Raw genomic sequence first — 19227 nt, forward strand, 5'->3', positions numbered from 1 at the left:
CCTCGACCGTGACGCTCACCTCTGTCGCCCCGGCCGTCCTACCTCTGTCGCTGCGACCGCCACACCAGGTACAGCGCCGATGCCACCGCCGCGCCCCGCACCACCCACGGCCACGTCTCGGCGATCGCGTCGTTCATGTGGCCCTGCGCGATGGGGGTGCCCCAGCGGCCGTCGTTGCGCCCCCACAGCCAGACGATGCCGGCCGCGACGGCCGCCGCCGGCAGACCGATCACCGCCGCCTTCGTCTCGGCGTCGGACAGTCGCCGGGAGGCATACGCGATGAGCCAACCCAGCAGCAGGGCGAACCAGTTGCCGAGTACGGCGCCTACGACGAGCAGCGCGGCGGCGATCAGGAGGAGGGGGTTGGACCAGCGTCCGGCGGGGAGGCGGGGGACCATGCGGCGCCGACGGGCGGGGGTTGCCGGCGCCTGCTCGACGACCGGGGCGACGACGGTCTCAGGTGCCTTGACTGCCTCCTTCTCCGTCTCCTTGGGCGTCTCCTTCGGCGGCGGGGGCTTGAGGAGTTCGGGGATCTCGACCCCGCCCGTGAACCCGGGCACGCTGTCGCCGAGCGCGAACCCGTTGCCGTTCTCCACCCGCCACCAGTCCGGCTGCATCACGCTCGCACCGAGGTCGGAGGCGCTCGCGAGATGCGGCGACGAGGCGGAGTTGTCGGGCTCGGGGTCGGCTGTGGGCGCGGATTTGGTGAGGCGGGGGCGCGGCAACGGTACGACCCGGCGCAGCCCCTTCGGCCGTAGATCGTCCTCGTGGTCGCGTTGTACGGGGACGGAGGCGGTCGGCATCTGAGGAACACCGGCGCCGGTGCCGGCCGCGGCGACGATCTCGTCCGGGGTGCCGAGGCCCTTGAGGATGCGCTGGACGGCGGCCGGGGTGTCGACGGTGGCCCCGGCCCGCCGCCGGTCGATCTCGTTCCGCAACTCGGACACGAGCCGCATACGCGTGACCGAGGGCAGCTGCCGTTGCTGCGCCACGTCACCGACGCGGCTCAGATACTCGTAGACGACCTGGTCGCTCTCGATACCCACGAAGTCCCCTCCGGGGCGGGTGCGTTGGATACCCCGCCGCAACGACCGTAGCGCAGGTCGGGCGTCATGTCGGCCGCGCATCGGGGGTGTGGGGCGGGGTGAGGTGAGGGCGGGCGTTGTACGGGGGCGGCGAGGGAGTGGCCGCCGTGGACGAGCGGGCCCTCCCGGCGGCCGGAGCGGTGGCGGCCGGGTCGTTCACCGTGGCCCGGGCAGCAGGGGATCGCCGCCCGCGCGGGGCTGTCATCAGCCCGGAGTCAGAGTGATCGCCGGCCCCGCACGGGGTGGATGCGGGGTGTCGTCGGGCGCTCACTGTCGGGCGGGCGGCGGCGGTGTGGGCGTCGTACCCGCTACCGTGGGTCGGATGAGCACCCCGGCCACGCCGCCCCGTTCGCTCGCGGAGGCACTTCGACACAGGGACGACGTCTCCCTTGCCGCGCTGTTGCGCAGCCGGCCCGACCTCATCACGCCCGTGCCCACCGATCTGACGCAGCTCGCGACGCGGGCCGGTACGCGGGGGTCGGTCGTGCGGGCGTTGGAGCGGCTGGACCGGTTCGCGCTGCAGACGGCGGAGGCGTTGGCCGTGGCGGCGGATCCGGCGTCGTACGACGAGTTGGTCGGGCTGATGGCGGGGGACGCGCGCGATGCCGCCGTTGTGCAGGCGCTGCCGCGTGCCCTTGCCACGTTGCGCGAGCAGGCGCTGGTGTGGGGGGCGGACGATCGGCTGCGGCTGGTGCGGACCGCGCGGGAACTGCTGGCGCCCTCGCCGCAGCACCCTTCGCCGACCGGCCTCGGGCCTACGGTCGCGGAGGCCACGGCGGGGATGTCGCCGGGGCGTATTCAGGAGATCGTGACGGCCGCCGGGCTGCCCTCCACGCATGACTCCGTGTCTGCGGTGGCCGCACTGACCAAGCTGTTCACCGGTCGGCGGCGGATGAAAGCGCTGCTCGGGCGCGCCCCCGCGGAGTCCCTGGAGGTGCTCACCCGGCTGGTCTGGGGGCCGCCGTACGGGCAGGTGACCGCCGAACCTGCGTCCCATCTGCGCTGGCTCATCGACCGGGGGCTGCTGCTGCCGACCGCGCCCGGCACGGTCGTACTCCCCCGTGAAGTGGCCCTGCACCTGCGGGCCGGGCGTGCGCACCGCGAGACGGAACCGGTCGCGCCGGTGGTCGAGGCCAAGGCGACGCATCGTCCACAGGTTGTGGACACTACGGCGGCCGGGCAGGCGTACACCGCGCTCGCGACGGTCGAGGAGCTGCTGAAGGACTGGGACGAGGGCGGGCCGACCGTGATGCGGGCGGGGGGTCTCAGCGTCCGTGATCTGAAGCGGACGGCGGTCGCACTGGATGTCGCCGAGCCCGTCGCGGCCTTTTGGGTCGAACTCGCTTATGCGGCCGGGCTGTTGGCCTCCGACGGTGATGCCGACGAACGGTACGCCGCTACCCCGGCCCTCGACGAGTGGCTGGAGCTGCCCGCCGCTCAGCGTTGGGCGCGGCTCGCGGAGGCCTGGCTCGCCGGGACGCGGACGTCGGGGCTGGTCGGGGGGCGGGACGCGAAGGAACGGACGTTGTCCGCGCTGGGGCCGGGGCTGGACCGGTCGGCGGCTCCTGAAGTACGGCACCGGGTGCTGGGCTTGCTTGCCGGGTTGCCCGAGGGTGCCTCGCCGGCTGCCGAGTCGGTGTTGGCGCGGTTGCGGTGGGAGCGGCCGGTTCGGGGGGCGGGGGGTGCGCAGCCAGGTCCTCAGGAGAGCGACGATCTGCGGAGTCGGCTGGCCCGGTGGACGTTGAGCGAGGCGGAGATGTTGGGGGTGACGGGGCGGGGGGCCTTGTCGGCGCAGGGGCGGGCGTTGTTGGGGCCTCGGGGTGCAGCAGCGGCCGACTCCTCCACCAGCGCCTCTGCTCCCTCGGGTGACTCCAGCTCCTCCAGCCCCTCCAGCCCCTCCGGTCCCGGTGACAAGCTCCCCGTCCACCATCACCATCACCGCCCGCCCGCTCCCCCCGAACCCCTCTCCCCCGTCGAACAGGCCGCCGCAAGTGCCGCCGCCGCTCGGCTACTTGCCCCGCTCCTCCCCGAACCGTTGGACCACGTCCTCCTCCAGGCGGACCTGACGGCGGTGGCCCCCGGCCCGCTGGAACGGCCGTTGGCGGACATGCTGGACGTGCTCGCGGAGGTGGAGTCGAAGGGCGGGGCGACCGTCTACCGGTTCACGCCGGGGTCGGTGCGGCGCGCGCTGGACGCGGGGCGGTCCGCCTCCGACCTGCACGACTTCCTCAGCGCGCACTCCCGTACGCCGGTCCCGCAGCCCCTCGCCTACCTGATCGACGACGTGGCCCGCAGGCACGGTCATCTGCGGATCGGCGCGGCCTCGGCGTACGTGCGCTGCGACGACGACGCGGTACTCAGCGAGATCCTGGCCGACAAACGCTCCGCGGGCCTGCGCCTGCGCCGCCTCGCCCCGACCGTGCTCGCCGCCCAGGCCGACCCCGCCGCGCTCCTCGAAGGGCTGCGCGCGATGGGATTCGCGCCGGCCGCCGAGTCCGCCGAGGGCGATGTCGTCATCACCCGCGCCCACGCCCACCGCACCCCGCCCCGCACGGCCCCGGAACCGGTACCGGACGGCCCGCCGACCCCGGACGCCACGCTCCTGTCGGCGGCGATCCGCGCGATCCGCGCGGGCGACCGCGCTTCTACGACACCGCTCAAGACGACCCCTTCGCCCAACGGTGACCTCCCCCGGACCAGTTCCGCCGAGACCCTCGCCACCATGCAGGCCGCCGTCCTCACCGGCGACACCGTCTGGATCGGCTACGTCAACGCCGAGGGCTCCGCCAGCCAGCGCGTCATCGCCCCGATCCGTGTGGAGGGCGGCTTCGTCACGGCGTACGACCACACGGCGGACGAGGTACGGACGTATCCGCTGCACCGGGTGACGGGGGTGGCGGAGCTGGCCGAGGACTGAGGGCCCGGGTCAGGTAGCGGGGCGGGCGTCCCGGTTCAGGTAGCGGTCCAGTGCCTCGACGGCGTCCGCCACGAACGTCCGCCGACTCGCCATCTCCCGCAGCTCGTCCTCCGTGACCCACGCGTGCCAGGCGATCTCGGCCGGGTCGGGGGCTATGGCCGTATGGACGGCGGCTTCGTGGACGCCGAGCCAGTACGGGGCGATCTCTCCCCGGCACAGGAACTTGAAGGCGAACCGGACCGGCACCCGCACCCCGAGTTCCTCGGTGAGTTCGCGGGCCGCCGCCTCCTCGTAGGACTCCCCTACCTCCGCGGCACCGCCGACCATGAAGTTGTACTGCCCCGGGAACCGGGACATGTCCGCCGCCCGCTGATGCACCAGGACGCGGCCCTCCGTGTCCCGGCACACGATCGTCGCGACCCGGTGCAGCCAGTGATGCGTGATGGCCTCACCCCGGTCCACGACCCCGAGCACCCGGTCGTTCTCGTCCACCCGTTCCACCAGTTCTCCCATGGCCCCCATCCTCAGCTCGCCGATGCCCCAGCCTCACATGGCCAGCTGTGATCATCGGCCGGTAGTGCACACTGGACGTTTGGCCGTCCCGAGTCCTCCAGGCCCGGCCGAGGCCCGCAGAAAGGCAGTCGCGCGTGAATGGCCCTCTCATCGTCCAGTCCGACAAGACCCTGCTCCTTGAGGTCGATCACGAGCGAGCCGACGACTGCCGGCGCGCCATCGCGCCGTTCGCCGAGCTGGAGCGGGCGCCCGAGCACATCCACACGTACCGGGTGACACCGCTGGGGCTGTGGAACGCGCGGGCCGCCGGGCACGACGCCGAGCAGGTCGTGGACGCGCTGGTGGAGTACAGCCGGTATCCCGTGCCGCACGCGCTGCTGGTCGACATCGCCGAGACCATGGACCGGTACGGTCGGCTGACGCTGAGCAAGCACCCCGCGCACGGGCTCGTGCTCACCACCACCGACCGGCCCGTGCTCGAAGAGATCCTGCGGTCGAAGCGGATCGCCCCGCTCGTCGGCAACCGGCTCGACCCCGACACCGTCGCCGTGCACCCCTCCGAGCGCGGGCAGATCAAGCAGGTGCTGCTGAAGCTGGGCTGGCCCGCCGAGGACCTCGCCGGGTACGTCGACGGTGAGGCGCACGCGATCGAGCTGGACGAGGACGGGTGGGCGCTGCGGCCGTATCAAAAGCAGGCCGTGGAGAACTTCTGGCACGGGGGCAGCGGTGTTGTCGTGCTGCCCTGTGGGGCCGGGAAGACCCTCGTCGGCGCGGGGGCGATGGCGCAGGCCAAGTCGACCACGCTCATCCTCGTCACCAATACCGTTTCCGCCCGGCAGTGGAAGCACGAGCTGATCAAGCGGACCTCGCTGACCGAGGAGGAGATCGGGGAGTACAGCGGGACGCGGAAGGAGATCCGGCCCGTCACCATCGCCACGTACCAGGTGCTGACGACGCGGCGGAAGGGTGTCTACCCGCACCTGGAGCTCTTCGACTCCCGGGACTGGGGGCTCATCCTCTACGACGAGGTGCATCTGCTGCCCGCTCCTGTCTTCAAGTTCACGGCGGATCTGCAGGCGCGGCGGCGGCTGGGCCTGACCGCGACCCTTGTGCGCGAGGACGGCCGCGAGTCGGACGTGTTCTCGCTCATCGGGCCGAAGCGGTTCGACGCGCCCTGGAAGGAGATCGAGGCGCAGGGGTACATCGCGCCCGCCGACTGTGTCGAGGTCCGGGTCAACCTCACGGACTCCGAGCGGCTCGCGTACGCCACCGCCGAGGCCGAGGAGAAGTACCGCTTCTGTGCGACCACCGCGACGAAACGGAAGGTCACCGAGGCGATCGTGCGGCGCTTCGCCGGTCAGCAGATCCTCGTCATCGGGCAGTACATCGACCAACTCGACGAGCTGGGCGAGCACTTGAACGCGCCCGTGATCAAGGGCGAGACCTCCAACGCGCAGCGCGAGAAGCTCTTCGGGGCGTTCCGCGAGGGGGAGATCAGCGTGCTCGTCGTGTCCAAGGTCGCGAACTTCTCGATCGACCTGCCGGAGGCCACCGTCGCCATCCAGGTGTCGGGGACGTTCGGCTCGCGTCAGGAGGAGGCTCAGCGGCTGGGCCGTGTGCTGCGGCCGAAGGCCGACGGGCACCAGGCGCACTTCTACTCCGTCGTCGCGCGCGACACGATCGACCAGGACTTCGCCGCCCACCGCCAGCGCTTCCTGGCGGAACAGGGGTACGCCTACCGGATCATGGACGCGGACGAGATCCTCGCGGAGAACAACTGAGCGACACGGCAAGGCGGGTGAAGCGGGCGGAGCCGGTGGTCACTTACGGCGAACGCCCGCTTCCTCGCCGTACTCGCCGAGGACGACCACGCTGAACGCGGCGCCCGCGAACACTTTTATCGCGCGCAGGGCATTGCCGAGGCGATGGGGGTGGCTGCCGCCGGCGACCGGTGTGGCACCGGACGGGCGGACGGGGACCGGGGTGATGGTTGCTGCGCTCATGTCTCCATGGTGCGTCTCGGGACATAAGGTCGGCATCGGTCCAGAGAGCCAACCTCCGAGCCGCCCTTGTACGCCTCCGGGCTGACCCGTTCCCCTCCTGGGTGGAGGGGTCGTCCCCTAGGGGAAGCCGGCGTCGGCGTCAGCGCGGCCGTAAAACCATTCGCCTCCCCCGCTCCCCCTGACCTAGAATCTCCGCTCTTGCCCGCCTCCCCGCAGGGAGTGCCGCCGCCCGGACGGAAACCGGTCGGTATCCCACCCAGCAGCCGCTTCAGCAGGTCTTCCGGAGGCACCCCCTTGTCCACGCCCGCCGCCGATCCCCTCGGCGATCCCATCGACGACCCGCTCGCCCGCGAACGCTCTCACCTCGCCTCCTCCCGTTCCGCGCTGCGTGCCATGCGCGAGGACGTCGAGTCGCTCGACATCAAGGACGTCACGGCGAACTGGGTCAACGCCGAGGTCCTCGCCCGCCAGATCGACGACCGCATCAAAGCGCTGGCCGACCTGAGCGACACTCCGCTCTTCTTCGGCCGGCTGAACTACCTGCACGCACCCGGCGCCGAGCAGGCCGAGGGCGCGGAGGGCGAGCAGTTCTACATCGGGCGCCGGCATGTGCACGACGCCGACGGCGACCCGATGGTCATCGACTGGCGTGCGCCGGTCTCGCAGCCGTTCTACCGGGCGTCCAAGAAGGACCCGTTGGACATCTCGCTGCGCCGCCGCTTCGGGTACACGGGCGGCGACCTCACGGCGTACGAGGACGAGCACCTCATGGACCCGGCCGAGGCCGCCGCCACCAGCAAGCTGCTCCAGCAGGAGATCGAGCGCCCGCGCGTCGGGCCGATGCGCGACATCGTCGCGACCATCCAGCCCGAGCAGGACGAGATCGTACGGTCCGGTCTCGGCGGGACCGTCTGTGTGCAGGGAGGGCCCGGCACCGGAAAGACGGCCGTCGGTCTGCACCGGGTCGCCTATCTCCTCTACGCCCACCGCGAGCGGCTCGCCCGTACCGGCACCCTCGTCATCGGGCCGAACAAGTCCTTCCTCCACTACATCGAGCAAGTCCTGCCCGCGCTGGGCGAGTTGACGGTCCGCCAGGGAACCGTCGACGACCTGGTCGCCCACGTCGAGGTGCGCGGCACGGACGAGGCACCGGCCGCCGTCATCAAGGGCGACGCCCGCATGGCCGAGGTACTGCGGAAGGCCATCTACTCCCACGTCACCCTGCCCACCGAACCGGTGATGGTCGTGCGCGGCTCACGGCGCTGGCGGGTCCCGGCGTACGAACTCGAAGCCATCGTGCGGGAGTTGCTCGACCGCGACATCCGCTACGGCGCCGCCCGCGAGGCCCTTCCGCAACGCATCGCGCATGCCGTGCTGGTGCAGATGGAGCGGTCCGGGGAGGCGCCCGACGACCGGGTGCAGGATGCCGTCGCCCGCAACACCGCGGTGAAGGCGGCCGTCAAGGCGATGTGGCCGCCGGTCGAGCCCGCGAAGCTCGTGCTGCGGCTGCTCAGCGACGCCGACTTCCTCGCCGTGCACGCGGACGGAATCCTCGACGAGGACGAGCAGAAGACGATCCTCTGGGCAAAGCCGGTGCGGAGCGTGAAAGCCGCCAAGTGGTCTGCTGCGGATGCCGTGTTGATCGACGAGGCGACCGACCTCGTCCAGCGGACGCACTCGCTCGGGCATGTCGTGCTCGACGAGGCGCAGGACCTCTCCCCCATGCAGTACCGCGCGGTCGGCCGCCGCTGCACGACCGGTTCCGCGACCGTCCTCGGCGATCTGGCGCAGGGCACCACGCCCTGGGCGACGCGGAGTTGGGACGAGGCGCTGGCCCACCTCGGCAAATCGGAGGGTGTGATCGAGGAGTTGACGGCCGGTTTCCGCGTACCGACGGACGTCATCACGTACGCCTCCCGGCTCCTCCCCCACATCGCCCCGGGGCTCACGCCCGTCGCCTCGGTGCGTGAGAACCCGGGCTTCTTCGACCTTCGGGAGACGACCGCCACGGCCGAAGTGGTCGCCGCCTGCGAGGAGTTGCTGGCCAACGAGGGCTCGACGGGTCTGATCGCCGCCGACGCCAGGATCCCGGCGCTGGCGGAAGCCCTCACGGCGGCGGGCATCGGCTACATCGACCCGGGTGAGGAGACCACCGTGGACACGCGTCTCACCCTCGTCCCGGCGTCGCTCGCGAAGGGGCTGGAGTACGACTACGTGGTCCTCGACGAGCCGCAGGCCGTGGTCGACGGCGAACCGGACGAACGCACCGGCCTGCGGCGCCTGTACGTGGCTCTGACCCGAGCGGTGTCGGGCCTGATCGTCACGCACACGGCTCCGCTGCCGCCCCAACTCGCCTGAGTGGAGAGGGCGGTTCAGGCTCGGTCGAGTACCGCCCGCCACTCGCCCACGGCCGTCGCCGACACCGGCCGCTCCCAGCCGTCCGGGCGGGCGGCCCCGCCGATGTGGAAGGCGTCGACTCCGGCCGCCAGCAGGGTCGGTACGTGGTCGAGGCGCAGGCCGCCGCCGACCAGGACGCGCTGCTCGTAGCCGGGTTCGCCGTGCAGCGCGGCCTCGCGGAGCAGCGTGGGGAGGCCGTCGTCGACGCCGTCCGCGGAACCGGCGGTGAGGTAGGCATCCAGGCCGGGCAGGTCGGCGAGCTGCTTGCGCAGGGCGTCGCGGTCGGCGGCGCGGTCGATCGCGCGGTGGAACGTCCAGGCGCAGCCGTCCAGTTCGGCGACGACCCGCTCCACCGCGTCGAGGTCGACGCTGCCGTCCGGGTCGAGGAACCCGAGCACGAACTGGTCGGCACCGGCGGTCCGCAGCTCTCCCGCGACCCGGACGAGCCGGTCCACGTCGCCCGCGGCGAACCCGTCCGCGAGGCGCAGCATCACGCGCAGGTCGATGTCGACGGCGGCCCGGATCGCGGCGAAGGTCTCCACCGGCGGGGTGAGTCCGTCGGCCGCCATGTCGGTGACCAGTTCGAGACGGTCCGCGCCTCCGGCCTGGGCGGCGATCGCGTCCTCGGCGCCGAGGGCGATCACCTCCAGGACTGCACGCGTGCTCATAGGACCCCTTCCGTCGTGTTCCCTGGAGCGGCTACAGGTCTAGTCCAATATCCAGGGTACGCGGGAGGTCAGGGGGCCGCGAGATCGCCCCCGTCGCGGGACCCGGATCAGCCGCCGAAGATGTTCAGCTCAGCCGGTTCGGCGCCGGCCAACTCGTACCCCGTCCCGTCCGGCACCGGGCGTCCCGAGTACAGCCGTACGAGCGTGGGCGCGTCGCCGATGTAGCGCGCCGGGGTCAGCTCGCCCGACAGGTCGCCCAGGCGCAGGGGATCGTCCAGGTCGTCGAGGTCGGCGTGCAGAGGCCGGTGGTTTTTCTGACGGGTCACAAGGCCGAGAAGGGTTAGAGCGGACCCCAGCCCCGCACCCCCATAGGCGCCGGGCGCGCCGAGAACGTCCCGTACGTCACCCGCGTGCACCCACTCGCCGAGCGCTACGGCGTCCAGCGCGCCGCCCGCGCGGGCGATCGCGGCGCCCGCCTCGGTCATGCCCCGCTCCAGTTCGTCGACGACCTGCGCGTTCGTCCAGTCGGCGCGCTCCGCGATGTCCCGGTCGTTGGCCTCCGGCGAGAACACGCCCTCCTCGAAGCGCCGCTCCACGACCCGCGTCAGCGCGGCCGAACAGTGCGCGAGCACATCCCGCACGGTCCACCCCGGACACGCGAGGGTCGCCAGCGCGAAGTCCTCGTCGGGCCGGGAACGGAGCAACGGGATCAGCGCGTCGCGCTCGGTGGCCAGGAGCCGTCCGGGCAGTTCGGGGTCGCGTACGTCGTGTGCTGTGTCGGCGTAAGTCATGCGTTCCACGCTAGGGGCGCGGCCCCGGGAGGAAAATAAGGGGCATGCCCGATCTCGACGCCCTCCGCGCCCGCTGGACCCACGCCCTCGAAGGCGCCCGCACATCCACCGACGACCCCGACGCCGGTCCGGACCCTTCGCCGTACGCCGAGAATCTGCTCGCCCGCTGGCAGGAGCCGCAGCGGCACTACCACACGCTCACGCACCTCGCCTCGGTCCTCGACCACATCGACGTGCTGGAGAAGCACGCCGACGACCCGGACGTCGTACGGCTCGCGGCGTGGTTCCACGACGCGGTGTACCTCCCGGACCGTTCCGAGAACGAGGAGCGGTCCGCGCGGCTCGCCGAGCGGGCGCTGGCGGAGGCGGGCGTGCCGGAGGACCGGACGGCAGAAGTCGCCCGTCTCGTCCGGCTCACCGTCACGCACGATCCCGCCGACGACGACCGCGACGGCCAGGTGCTGTGCGACGCCGACCTCGCGATCCTGGCCGCGCCGCCGTCGGCGTACGCGGCGTACACGGCGGCGGTCCGAGAGGAGTACGCGTTCGTCCCCAACGAGGCGTTCAGGGAGGGCCGTTCGGCAATCCTGCGCCAACTCCTGTCCCTGCCCAGGCTGTTCAGGACGCCGTACGGGGCCGCGGAATGGGAGGCCACGGCTCGCTACAACCTGGCGGCGGAGCTGGAGTTGCTGGCGTCGGCAGGGCCAAGTGGCGAGTGAGGAAGGCGGAGAGGGCGCGGCGGAGGGCGTCCTGCCCCGCTGAACTGCGTACGGCGTGACCGTCGTTGGGGAGGATCAGCTCCTCCACCTCCCCGCCCGCCGCGCGCCGGGCGGTGACGAACGCCTCGATGCCGGCCGCGTCAATGCGTGGATCGTGCGCGCCGCGTACGACCAACGCGGGCCCGCGCATGTCCGTGACCCGGTGCAACGGCGACCGACGCCTCAACTCCCCCTCCGGCAACCGACTCCAGCCGATCTGCTTGTCCCAAAGGGCCCGCATCCGGCGCCAGTACGGCCCGTCCGCCCAGTCGGAGGAGGCGAGGTCGACGAGGGGGTTCACGGCGACGGCGCAGCGGAAACGGGGGTCGGTGAGGGCGAGCAGGGAGGCGTAACCGCCGTACGAGCCGCCGTAGACGGCGATGCGGTCCGGATCGCACGCGCCCCGCTCGACCACGGCGTCGACCGCGTCGTAGAGATCCTGTTGCATGCGCGCGCCCCACTCGCCGTCGCCGAGATCGCGGAAGGCGCGCCCATAGCCGCTGGAACCGCGGTAGTTGACGCGCAGGACCGCGATGCCTTCGGTGGCGAGCCAGGTGGCTTCGGGGTCGTGACGCCAGCGGTCGCGGGCCCACGGTCCGCCGTGGACACGGAGGATGAGAGGCGGCGGGTTCACGGTGTTCGGGGGCAGGGTGAGGTAGGCGGTGAGGGGGCGGCCGTCGGAAGCGGTGACGGTGAGGTCGGTGGTGAACGGGCCCTCGGTGGTTGGGTGTTGGGGTTCTGGGTGCAACGCTACGGCCGTCCCGTCCCGTCGGTCGTAGACGTAGTGGCGTGGAGGGCGGGCCGGGTCGTGGGCGGTGAGGAGCCAGCGGGTGTCGGCGGTGTCGTGGCCCTGGAGTTCGAGGTCGCCGGGGATACGGGTGGCCGCGCGGGCGAGGTCGCGGGCGTAGGCGGGGTCCGGGCAGGTGTGGTGGCGGCGGGCCGCGTGGTGGAGGGCGGCGCGGGGAGTGCCGTCCGGGGTGAGTCGGGTGGTGGTGATGTCGTACGGGGGCGGTGCGGCGAGGAGGGTGCGGGGACGGGGGCGGGCGGTGCGGGGGTCTACGGCGGCCAGCCGGACGGCGTCCGCCTCGTACGCCGTGAGCAGCAGGATCTCGCCGGTGGTCGGGTGGATGCCGAGGAGGCGGGTCTCCGGGGCGTCGTCGAGGGGGAGGTCGAGGACGGGGTGCCAGTCGTGGCCGTTCGTTGTGGTGAGCAGGCGCAGGGTGCCGTCGGGGAGGCCGACGAGGCTTGCGCGGCAGGTGAGTTGGGGGTCGAAGGCCCAGTCTCTGGTGCCGGGGGCGCAGTGGGCGAGTTGGCGGGCGGGGGTGGTTTGGTCCAGGGGGAGGTACCAGGGGTGGAGGGCGTGGTCGGCTCGGCGGCGGATGGTTGTGACCATGGCGTGGGGGTGGGTGGGGGAGGTCCATATTCCGCGGGCCTGGAGGGTGTTGTCGGGGGCGAGGGGGATGAGGGCGCGGTCTGCTACGCGCAGGGCGTGGGGGGTGAAGCGCTCGCCGCCGGTGTTCTCGGTGAGGAGGAGCAAGTGGGCGTTGTCCGGGGCCCATTGGAGGGCGTGGATGGAACCGGGGGGCAGCGTGTGCAGGGTGCGTGCCGTGCCGGTGGCTGGGTCGGTCACCGTGACCGTGCCGTCGGCGGTGACGTGGGCTACGGAGGTGCCGTCCGGGGAGAGGGCGGGGGTGATCATGCCTGTGCTCCTTGTGGACGGGGGGTTGGGGGGGTTGGGGGGTGATGGGGGGTTCTGTTTTGGGGCGGGTGCGGGTGGGGTGTGGCTGGTCGCGCAGTTCCCCGCGCCCCTGGGGGGGTGGGGGTTCCGTATCGGGGAGGGTGCGGGTGCGCTGTGGTTGCTCGCGCCGTTCCCCGCGCCCCTGGGGGGGGGGGGGGTTCCGTATCCGGAAGGGTGCGGGTGCGTCGTGGTTGCTCGCGCCGTTCCCCGCGCCCCTAGGGGGTGGGGGTTCCGTATCCGGAAGGGTGCGGGTGCGTCGTTCATCGCGCCCCTGGGACTGGGCCTGCGTTTCGAAGGGGCGCGGGGAACTGCGCGAGCAACCACGGACTGCCCGCAGCCGCCCCGAAACAGAAGCCCCCCCAGGGGCGCGGGGAACTGCGCGACCAGCCACAACGCACCCGCAGTCGCCCCTCGAACGCGAACCCCCGAGTTCCTGGGCGGACACGACGGATCGGCGCGCTCACGCACCCGCCCCCATCAGACGCCGTACCGCCCACTCCGTGACCATCGCCCGGACCACCCAGTACCCCAACACCCCACCGAACGCCCCCGTCAGCCCCCACCCAACCCGCACCGCCACCCAGGCCAGCGGAAGTTGAACCGCCCAAGACGCAACCGCGTTGGCGACCATGTCGGCCCGCGTGTTCCGCAGGGCGCGCAGCGCGGCCGTGTTGCTCACGGTCACCGCGACGAAGGGCAGGCTCGCGGCTACCAGCAAGGTCGCTCCGACGCCGGCCGATACGAGCGCCGGGTCGTCGGTGAACAGGCCCAGCAGCGGATGCACGGCCACCGCCAGCGCGCCCCCCGCAAGAGCCAGGGCACCCGTGACGAGGACGCGGTTCGTGCGCCAGTGGACGCGGACCGCATCCGGACAACCCCCGCCCGCCGCCCGGGACATGAGCACACCCGCCGCCGCCGAGAACGAGTTGGACAGCATGAAGATCAGGAGGACCAGCTGGAACACCACACGGGAGGCGGCCAGTTCGGTGAGTGACAGGAGTCCTATCGCGGCGAAGAAGGCGAAGGAGGCCAGGTAGTCCACCGCCATGGACACCATCGCCGGCCACGCCAACTCCCAGCTCTCGCGCGCTGATTGACGGTCCCAGGACGTTCCGCGCCAGGTGCTCAGCCAGTCCCACAGGCCCGCTCGGCGCAGTAGGACCACCTGGAGGGCGCCCGCGCAGAACAGGGAGAGGGTGACTCCTAGGCCGTTGCCGGCGGCGCCCAGCGCGGGGAACGGGCCTACGCCGTAGATCAGGGCCCAGCTCATGAGCAGATTGACGGGCATGGCAACGCAGTTGGTGAGGAGGGTGAGCCGGGTTCGTTTCGCCGCCTGGAGGGTGATCGTGCCGAGGGCGGAGAGTACGGCGAGCGGCAGGCTGAGGGCCCGGGCACGGAGATACGCCGCACCGGCCGCGACCGCCGCCGGATCGTGCACGGTGAGCGCGACCAGGGGACGGGCGGCGAAGACCAACACCAAGGCCGCCAGCAACGCCAGCGCGCCCACGGGTCGTAGCGACGCATGCAACGCCCGTACCGCAGCGCCCCGTTCACCCGCACCCAGATACCGCGCACACAGCACCTGATAACCCGTCACCCCGGCCAGCAACACCCCAAGTGCCAGTTCTACGACGACGATCGCCCCGGCGACCCCCGCCAGCGCCGTCGAGCTGTAGTGCCCGGTCAGCGCGAGGCTGATGAGGTCACCGGCCCGGGACACGGTGGTCGCGAGGACGGCGGGCAGCGCCAACTCCAGCAGCGGGCGGGCTTGTTGGCGTAGCCGGCCGCCGCCGCCCGGGGAGACGGGCGCCACCGTGTCCGGTGCGGCGCTCATTTCACCCGTGTCCGGGTGCCGTGCCGCGGATCGGGACCCATGGTCAGCGTGTAGACGGTCGCCTGACGGACGGGGTCGAGGCCGAGCAGGTCCTCGATCAGACCGTCCCGCACCGCCGGGGTGACCAGCGTGCCCAGCCCGTGCGTGTCGGCGAGCAGCAACAGCCGCTGCGCCAGGTGCCCGGACTCGATGTACAGGTTGCGCAGGGCGCGTTCGTGCCGGTACCGGAACTGGTACTGCTCGAAGTCCGCGACCATGACCAGCGTGAACGCGGCGGTCAGCGGCCAGGGCGAGCCGTAGAACACCTGCCGCATGGCGCCCCGGAGGTCACCGGGGCGGATCTCGGTCAACTCCGGTTCGGCGGGGGCGAGATCGAGGTGCCAGGCGCCGGGGTCGATGCCGTCGACGTTGTACGTCAGGACGTAGAAGTCGAAGGCGGTACCGAAGGAGCGGAGCAGTTCCCAGGGGTCGTCCTCGCCGGTGCGGCGCTGGTTGGCGGCGACCGTGGCGAGCCCGGTGCGGAGGATGGCGGAGAGGGCGCCGCCCGGCGTCGGCCGGGGGAGGTAGCTGCGGACCGAGCGCCGGGTCAGCAGGGCGGTCCCGAGGCTGCGGTCGCTGTCACCCGGCACCGGGTCGGGCAACGGTACGCGGCGGCCCTCCGGGCGTATGCGGGGCGGGAGTTGGGCACCGCCGCCGTAACCGGACAGCACCTCGCGGCGGGTGTCCACCGCGTCGGGGCCCGAGTCGGCGTACGGCAGATCGCGGGAGAGGAGGTGATATTCGAGGGAGGGACGCCAGCGCCGCCGGTGCCAGAACTCGACCAGTTCCTCGGCGGGTTGGGGCGCGGCCTCGGCGGCGGCCAGCCAGGAGGCGAGGGCGCCGGAGCCGTCCGGCGCGGCGCCCCCGGCGATCGTACGGGCCAGGGTGCGCCGGTCGACGTACCCGCGACGGCGTCCGGCCAGGTCCTGGACATGCACACCGTCCCGCGGACTGAGCCCGCCGCCGATGCGCAGCATGGACGGGAGAGCGGACGGATCGGACATGGGGCTGCTCCTTTCAAGTCCTTCGTCAGGGGCGGAAGTCAACTCGCCGTGGGACAACTCGGCCGCACGGCAAGGGAGTCGAAGGTGTGAGAGGCGTGAGGAGTATCAGCCGAGGGCCACCGTTGCGATCAGGCCCTCCGTCAGTCCGTCGACGCCGATCATCCGCTCGACCCCGGACTCCAGGTCGCCGTAGGCGGGGAAGGCCGGGATGCCGAAGCCCTCGGCGAGTTGGGTCACCGTCGAGGCGATGTGGCCGGCGTCCATGTGGATGCTGCGGTAGGTGCGGGGTTCGCGATAGCGCCACATGTTGCGGCGGAACACGGAGGTCAGGACAAGGAGGCAGCGGACGTCGAAGGCGGGGCGGGTGGTGCTCGCCCGGAAGACGCGGCGGAACTCCTCGGAGGTCGGGTCCGGCGCCGGGACCGGGAGTTTGACCAGCGCGTGCAGGCCGCCGTGCACGTGGTACCAGCCGGGTTCGACGCCGTCGACGTCGAGGACGGCGAGATAGCCCTCGGTGGGATGGCGGCGGCCGCCGGAGGGGCTGGTCCGGGTCAGGTAGTCGGCGGAGCCGGGGGCGCGGCTTCGGGTCGTCTCCACGATGCCGAGGGCGAGGGCCGCGATCGTGAGGAGTTCGGGGCGGTCGAGGTGGCGGGTGCGGCCCGCGTCCGTGCCTACGGGCATGGGGGCGAGTTCCGGGGAGAGTTCGGGCAGCGGAATACGCTCCGCCGACGCGGGCTCCTTGAAACGGTCGCCGTCTATTTCCTCATCCCGATACCGGTGAATTCGCTCCCGGTCGACCGCAATTCCCTTGCTGTAATCAACCCCGGGGAAATCATGCGCGGCGAGGTGATATTCGGCGGCCATACGCCAGCCCTTTTCCTCCCACCGGCGGAACAATTCCCGACCCCATGTGTAGCGCGGGCTGTCGAGATATTCGTCGTCGACGATGAGGCCGGCCTTCTCCATCGCGGCGACGACCGCCTCGGCCCGCTCGGGCGGCACGCCGAGTTCGGCGGCGGCCTCCTTGGCCAGCAGCCGCCGTTCCAGCGGGCGGCTCGCGAGGACGAGTACGGCCGCCTCCTGCGCTCCCAGTTTGAAGGATCGCCTGGTCAGCAGGTCGTCGGCGATCCACTGGCCGACCGCGCCCGGTCGGGGCGTCAGCCGGATGAACTCACTTGCTCGTACGGACTCACTCGCTTGTACAGACACGGTCACCCCTGGACTGGGGCTCCGACGGCCCGGGGAAGCGAATTCCCCGGGCCACCGGAGCGGGCACAGAATTAGTCGACGTTCGGGCCCTGGAGGAGCATGGGCTCGTAGGACTCGACCTCTTCGATCTCGACGGTGATGTCCTGAGCGGCGACGGTGTTCTCCATGGGGAACCTCCTGGATTTCGGTGATTTACATTTCCGCCCCCGGTTGCCCGGCGACAACGAAATGATCACCCGGAAATGAGGAGTTCGGCAAGCATCCCCTTTCTCCATCCCTGGAATAACGGAGAGGAATGCAAAGGGGATTCCATTCCTACCTGTCGGTTACATTTCAGAAGCCATTGAGGACGCACACGGATCACCCGCTATGTGCGATTTGTCGGTACCACCCGGCAGGCCAACCCCAAGCCAGCCCGAGTGAATGATCAAATCACCGTCATGTGCCGTTGGTGAATGCTTTAATCAATACGAGGTCCCGGCCGCGGGCCCCTATGCTCCCCGGCATGGGGAACACAGGCGCACACCAGCTGGAAGAGGCCGTCGCGAGCTGCCTCGCCGTACTGAGGGCGGCGACGGACCGGGACTGGGACGGGACGAAGGCCGGGCGGCTGGAGTGGAGTTGCCGGTCCACCGCCGAGCACATCGCCAGCGATCTCATCTCGTACGCGGGCCAGTTGGCCGGGCGCCCGCAGCACTCCTACGTCCCCTTCGACATCACCCTCGACGACGGCACCGACAACTCCGGTGTCCTGGACGTGATTCGGACGACCGGCGCCCTGCTCTCCGCAGCTGTTCGCACCACACCCCGCGAGGTACGCGCGTTCCACCCGTTCCCGTTCCGCAGCGCGAACCGCGAGGGCTTCGCCGCGATGGGCGCCGCCGAAGTACTGCTGCACACGCACGACATCGCCGAGGGCCTCGGCCTGACCTATCAACCCGCCCCGGAACTCGCCGAGTTCGTCCTCGGCCGGATCTTCCCGCACATCCGCCCCGGCGCCGACCAGTGGCGCACCCTGCTCTGGGCGACCGGCCGCGGCGACCTCCCCGGCCGCGCCCCCGTCACCGAGTGGAAGTGGAACAACAACCTCGTCCACGACACCGACCGCCTCACCCTCCAGGGCGTCACCCCCGGGGCCGCCGGTGACCTGGTCGCCGGTGGCGACGGCGGGTTCGAGTGGATCGAGGGCGGCCCGTACGAGGGCACCCGCGAGGCCGCGACCTTCCTGCTGAAGGCCTACGCATCGGGCGTCCACCGCCCGGAGTTCGGCGTGTTCGTCCTCGTCCGCCGCGAGGACGGCCGCGCGGTCGGCGGCCTGGGCTTCCACGGCGTCCCCGACGAGGAGGGCCGCGCGGAGGTCGGCTACGACCTTGCGGCGGGCGCCCGCGGCCAGGGCTACGCGACGGAGGCGCTGCGCGCGCTCTCGGAGTGGGCGCTGGCCCGCGACGACGTACGCACGGTCTTCGCGACGATCGAACGGGACAACCTCGCGTCACAGGCCGTCGTCACGCGGGCCGGGTTCAGGAAGGTGAGCGAGGAGGACGAGGAGTTCGGCTACGAACTCGGGAGCTGATCAACTGCGCTGCTGAGCAAGCCCGTTCGGCCGGCCCCCGCCAACTCCCTCACCGTTCCCGCCCCTTGGGCCTCCGCAACCCCGCCTCCGTCAGCAACCGCACCACCTCCCGGCTCCTGACCTCCACCGCCCCGGCGGCCACCGCGTCCGCGTAACGATGCGACGGGATGTCGTAGTGATCGCGCTCGAAGGCCCGGCGGGGTACGCCCAACTCCTCGGCGAACAGGTGGAGTTCGTCGTACGAGACGTCACTCACGAGGTGGGACCAGAGGCGTCCGTGCCCCGGCCAGGTGGGTGGGTCGATGTACACGGTCACAAGGAGCCCAGGTTTCCCACGGCCGCGACCTTCACGCCCGCCTGGTGGCAGACCCAGTGCGGGTCGGGTCCGAGTTCCGGTTCGACCTCCAGGGCGTGCGGGTCGCCGGCCGCGCAGACCGGGCAGAGCGGCCAGCGGCCGTACGCCTCCAGCAGCGCGTCCTGCACGTCCTGCGCGACCAGCCCCGCGACGTACGCCACGCCCTCCGGCCACTGCTCCACCCACCACCGCCGCTCCACGATGGACTCCTCCACCATGGACACCACGTCCGCCGCGACGACCTCGCGCGCGGCCAGGTCGGCGAGCACGAGGGCACGGGCGGCGTGCAGCGCCTGCTCCAGGGGGCTGATGGGATCACTACTGGGGTCCATGCACCCATTGT

At 71.7% G+C, this 19227-nt stretch carries 16 protein-coding genes; 5 read left to right on the forward strand and 11 right to left on the reverse strand.

Going from position 1 to position 19227, the window contains the following annotated elements:
• Positions 1–38: 38 nt before the first annotated feature.
• Positions 39–1046 carry a hypothetical protein gene (locus ACIBK4_RS20380; protein ID WP_398996144.1) on the reverse strand — a complete coding sequence of 336 codons (1008 nt, stop codon included), beginning with the start codon at positions 1044–1046 and terminating at the stop codon, positions 39–41.
• 361 nt (positions 1047–1407) lie between these two features.
• Between ACIBK4_RS20380 and ACIBK4_RS20385 the strand changes: the two genes are divergently transcribed.
• Complete coding sequence (locus ACIBK4_RS20385) at positions 1408–4002, forward strand: helicase-associated domain-containing protein (RefSeq protein WP_398996145.1); 2595 nt, start codon at positions 1408–1410, stop codon at positions 4000–4002.
• 9 nt (positions 4003–4011) lie between these two features.
• On the opposite strand, the gene ACIBK4_RS20390 is transcribed toward ACIBK4_RS20385, so the two are convergent.
• Positions 4012–4515 (reverse strand): NUDIX hydrolase, encoded by a 504-nt coding sequence (locus ACIBK4_RS20390; RefSeq protein ID WP_398996146.1) that lies wholly within the window; start codon positions 4513–4515, stop codon positions 4012–4014.
• Between the two features lie 134 nt (positions 4516–4649).
• On the opposite strand from ACIBK4_RS20390, the gene ACIBK4_RS20395 reads away from it, so the two are divergent.
• On the forward strand, positions 4650–6296 hold the full coding sequence (locus ACIBK4_RS20395; protein WP_398996147.1) for a DNA repair helicase XPB: 1647 nt from the start codon (positions 4650–4652) through the stop codon (positions 6294–6296).
• 39 nt (positions 6297–6335) lie between these two features.
• Here the strand turns inward: ACIBK4_RS20395 and ACIBK4_RS20400 are convergent, their stop codons facing one another.
• Positions 6336–6518: a hypothetical protein gene (locus ACIBK4_RS20400; RefSeq protein WP_318017052.1), complete on the reverse strand. Its 183-nt coding sequence runs from the start codon at positions 6516–6518 to the stop codon at positions 6336–6338.
• A gap of 294 nt (positions 6519–6812) precedes the next feature.
• Here ACIBK4_RS20400 and ACIBK4_RS20405 point away from each other — a divergent pair, with 294 nt between their 5' ends.
• On the forward strand, positions 6813–8876 hold the full coding sequence (locus ACIBK4_RS20405) for a HelD family protein (RefSeq protein WP_398996148.1): 2064 nt from the start codon (positions 6813–6815) through the stop codon (positions 8874–8876).
• A gap of 14 nt (positions 8877–8890) precedes the next feature.
• On the opposite strand, the gene ACIBK4_RS20410 is transcribed toward ACIBK4_RS20405, so the two are convergent.
• Together ACIBK4_RS20410 and ACIBK4_RS20415 are read right to left on the reverse strand one after the other, a co-directional pair.
• Positions 8891–9583 (reverse strand): copper homeostasis protein CutC, encoded by a 693-nt coding sequence (locus ACIBK4_RS20410; RefSeq protein ID WP_398996149.1) that lies wholly within the window; start codon positions 9581–9583, stop codon positions 8891–8893.
• 107 nt (positions 9584–9690) lie between these two features.
• Positions 9691–10374, reverse strand: coding sequence for a maleylpyruvate isomerase family mycothiol-dependent enzyme (locus ACIBK4_RS20415; protein ID WP_398996150.1), 684 nt, complete (start codon positions 10372–10374; stop codon positions 9691–9693).
• Positions 10375–10418: 44 nt separating this feature from the next.
• Between ACIBK4_RS20415 and ACIBK4_RS20420 the strand changes: the two genes are divergently transcribed.
• A complete protein-coding gene (locus ACIBK4_RS20420) occupies positions 10419–11093 on the forward strand; it encodes a hypothetical protein (RefSeq protein ID WP_398996151.1) in 675 nt (224 codons plus the stop codon).
• On the opposite strand, the gene ACIBK4_RS20425 is transcribed toward ACIBK4_RS20420, so the two are convergent.
• From ACIBK4_RS20425 to ACIBK4_RS20440, 4 genes are all read right to left on the reverse strand, one after another.
• The gene (locus ACIBK4_RS20425) at positions 10993–12831 is read right to left on the reverse strand and encodes a prolyl oligopeptidase family serine peptidase (RefSeq protein ID WP_398996152.1); all 1839 of its coding nucleotides are present in this window, start codon (positions 12829–12831) and stop codon (positions 10993–10995) included. The genes ACIBK4_RS20420 and ACIBK4_RS20425 overlap by 101 nt on opposite strands.
• A 499-nt stretch (positions 12832–13330) precedes the next feature.
• Positions 13331–14704, reverse strand: coding sequence for an MATE family efflux transporter (locus ACIBK4_RS20430; RefSeq protein WP_398996153.1), 1374 nt, complete (start codon positions 14702–14704; stop codon positions 13331–13333).
• A complete protein-coding gene (locus ACIBK4_RS20435) occupies positions 14701–15747 on the reverse strand; it encodes a SagB/ThcOx family dehydrogenase (RefSeq protein ID WP_398996154.1) in 1047 nt (348 codons plus the stop codon). The genes ACIBK4_RS20430 and ACIBK4_RS20435 overlap by 4 nt, the downstream gene beginning before the upstream one ends.
• 105 nt (positions 15748–15852) lie before the next feature.
• Positions 15853–16956, reverse strand: coding sequence for a SagB/ThcOx family dehydrogenase (locus ACIBK4_RS20440; protein ID WP_398996155.1), 1104 nt, complete (start codon positions 16954–16956; stop codon positions 15853–15855).
• A gap of 529 nt (positions 16957–17485) precedes the next feature.
• Here ACIBK4_RS20440 and ACIBK4_RS20445 point away from each other — a divergent pair.
• The gene (locus tag ACIBK4_RS20445; protein WP_398996446.1) at positions 17486–18529 is read left to right on the forward strand and encodes a GNAT family N-acetyltransferase; all 1044 of its coding nucleotides are present in this window, start codon (positions 17486–17488) and stop codon (positions 18527–18529) included.
• Positions 18530–18578: 49 nt separating this feature from the next.
• On the opposite strand, the gene ACIBK4_RS20450 is transcribed toward ACIBK4_RS20445, so the two are convergent.
• Both ACIBK4_RS20450 and ACIBK4_RS20455 read right to left on the reverse strand, forming a co-directional pair.
• On the reverse strand, positions 18579–18845 hold the full coding sequence (locus ACIBK4_RS20450; protein WP_398996156.1) for a DUF4031 domain-containing protein: 267 nt from the start codon (positions 18843–18845) through the stop codon (positions 18579–18581).
• Complete coding sequence (locus ACIBK4_RS20455; protein WP_398996157.1) at positions 18842–19216, reverse strand: hypothetical protein; 375 nt, start codon at positions 19214–19216, stop codon at positions 18842–18844. Before ACIBK4_RS20455 ends, ACIBK4_RS20450 begins: the two co-directional genes overlap by 4 nt.
• Positions 19217–19227 lie beyond the last annotated feature (11 nt).

The organism is Streptomyces sp. NPDC050528 (assembly GCF_044457795.1).
Taxonomy (GTDB): Bacteria; Actinomycetota; Actinomycetes; order Streptomycetales; family Streptomycetaceae; genus Streptomyces.

Bases quoted from the DNA above. Each gene is read 5' to 3' on its own strand.
- ACIBK4_RS20385 (WP_398996145.1), top strand. From the start codon at position 1,408: ATGAGCACCCCGGCCACGCCGCCCCGTTCGCTCGCGGAGGCACTTCGA.
- ACIBK4_RS20390 (WP_398996146.1), bottom strand. From the start codon at position 4,515: ATGGGAGAACTGGTGGAACGGGTGGACGAGAACGACCGGGTGCTCGGG.
- ACIBK4_RS20400 (WP_318017052.1), bottom strand. From the start codon at position 6,518: ATGAGCGCAGCAACCATCACCCCGGTCCCCGTCCGCCCGTCCGGTGCC.
- ACIBK4_RS20410 (WP_398996149.1), bottom strand. From the start codon at position 9,583: ATGAGCACGCGTGCAGTCCTGGAGGTGATCGCCCTCGGCGCCGAGGAC.
- ACIBK4_RS20415 (WP_398996150.1), bottom strand. From the start codon at position 10,374: ATGACTTACGCCGACACAGCACACGACGTACGCGACCCCGAACTGCCC.
- ACIBK4_RS20420 (WP_398996151.1), top strand. From the start codon at position 10,419: ATGCCCGATCTCGACGCCCTCCGCGCCCGCTGGACCCACGCCCTCGAA.
- ACIBK4_RS20425 (WP_398996152.1), bottom strand. From the start codon at position 12,831: ATGATCACCCCCGCCCTCTCCCCGGACGGCACCTCCGTAGCCCACGTC.
- ACIBK4_RS20430 (WP_398996153.1), bottom strand. From the start codon at position 14,704: ATGAGCGCCGCACCGGACACGGTGGCGCCCGTCTCCCCGGGCGGCGGC.
- ACIBK4_RS20435 (WP_398996154.1), bottom strand. From the start codon at position 15,747: ATGTCCGATCCGTCCGCTCTCCCGTCCATGCTGCGCATCGGCGGCGGG.
- ACIBK4_RS20455 (WP_398996157.1), bottom strand. From the start codon at position 19,216: ATGGACCCCAGTAGTGATCCCATCAGCCCCCTGGAGCAGGCGCTGCAC.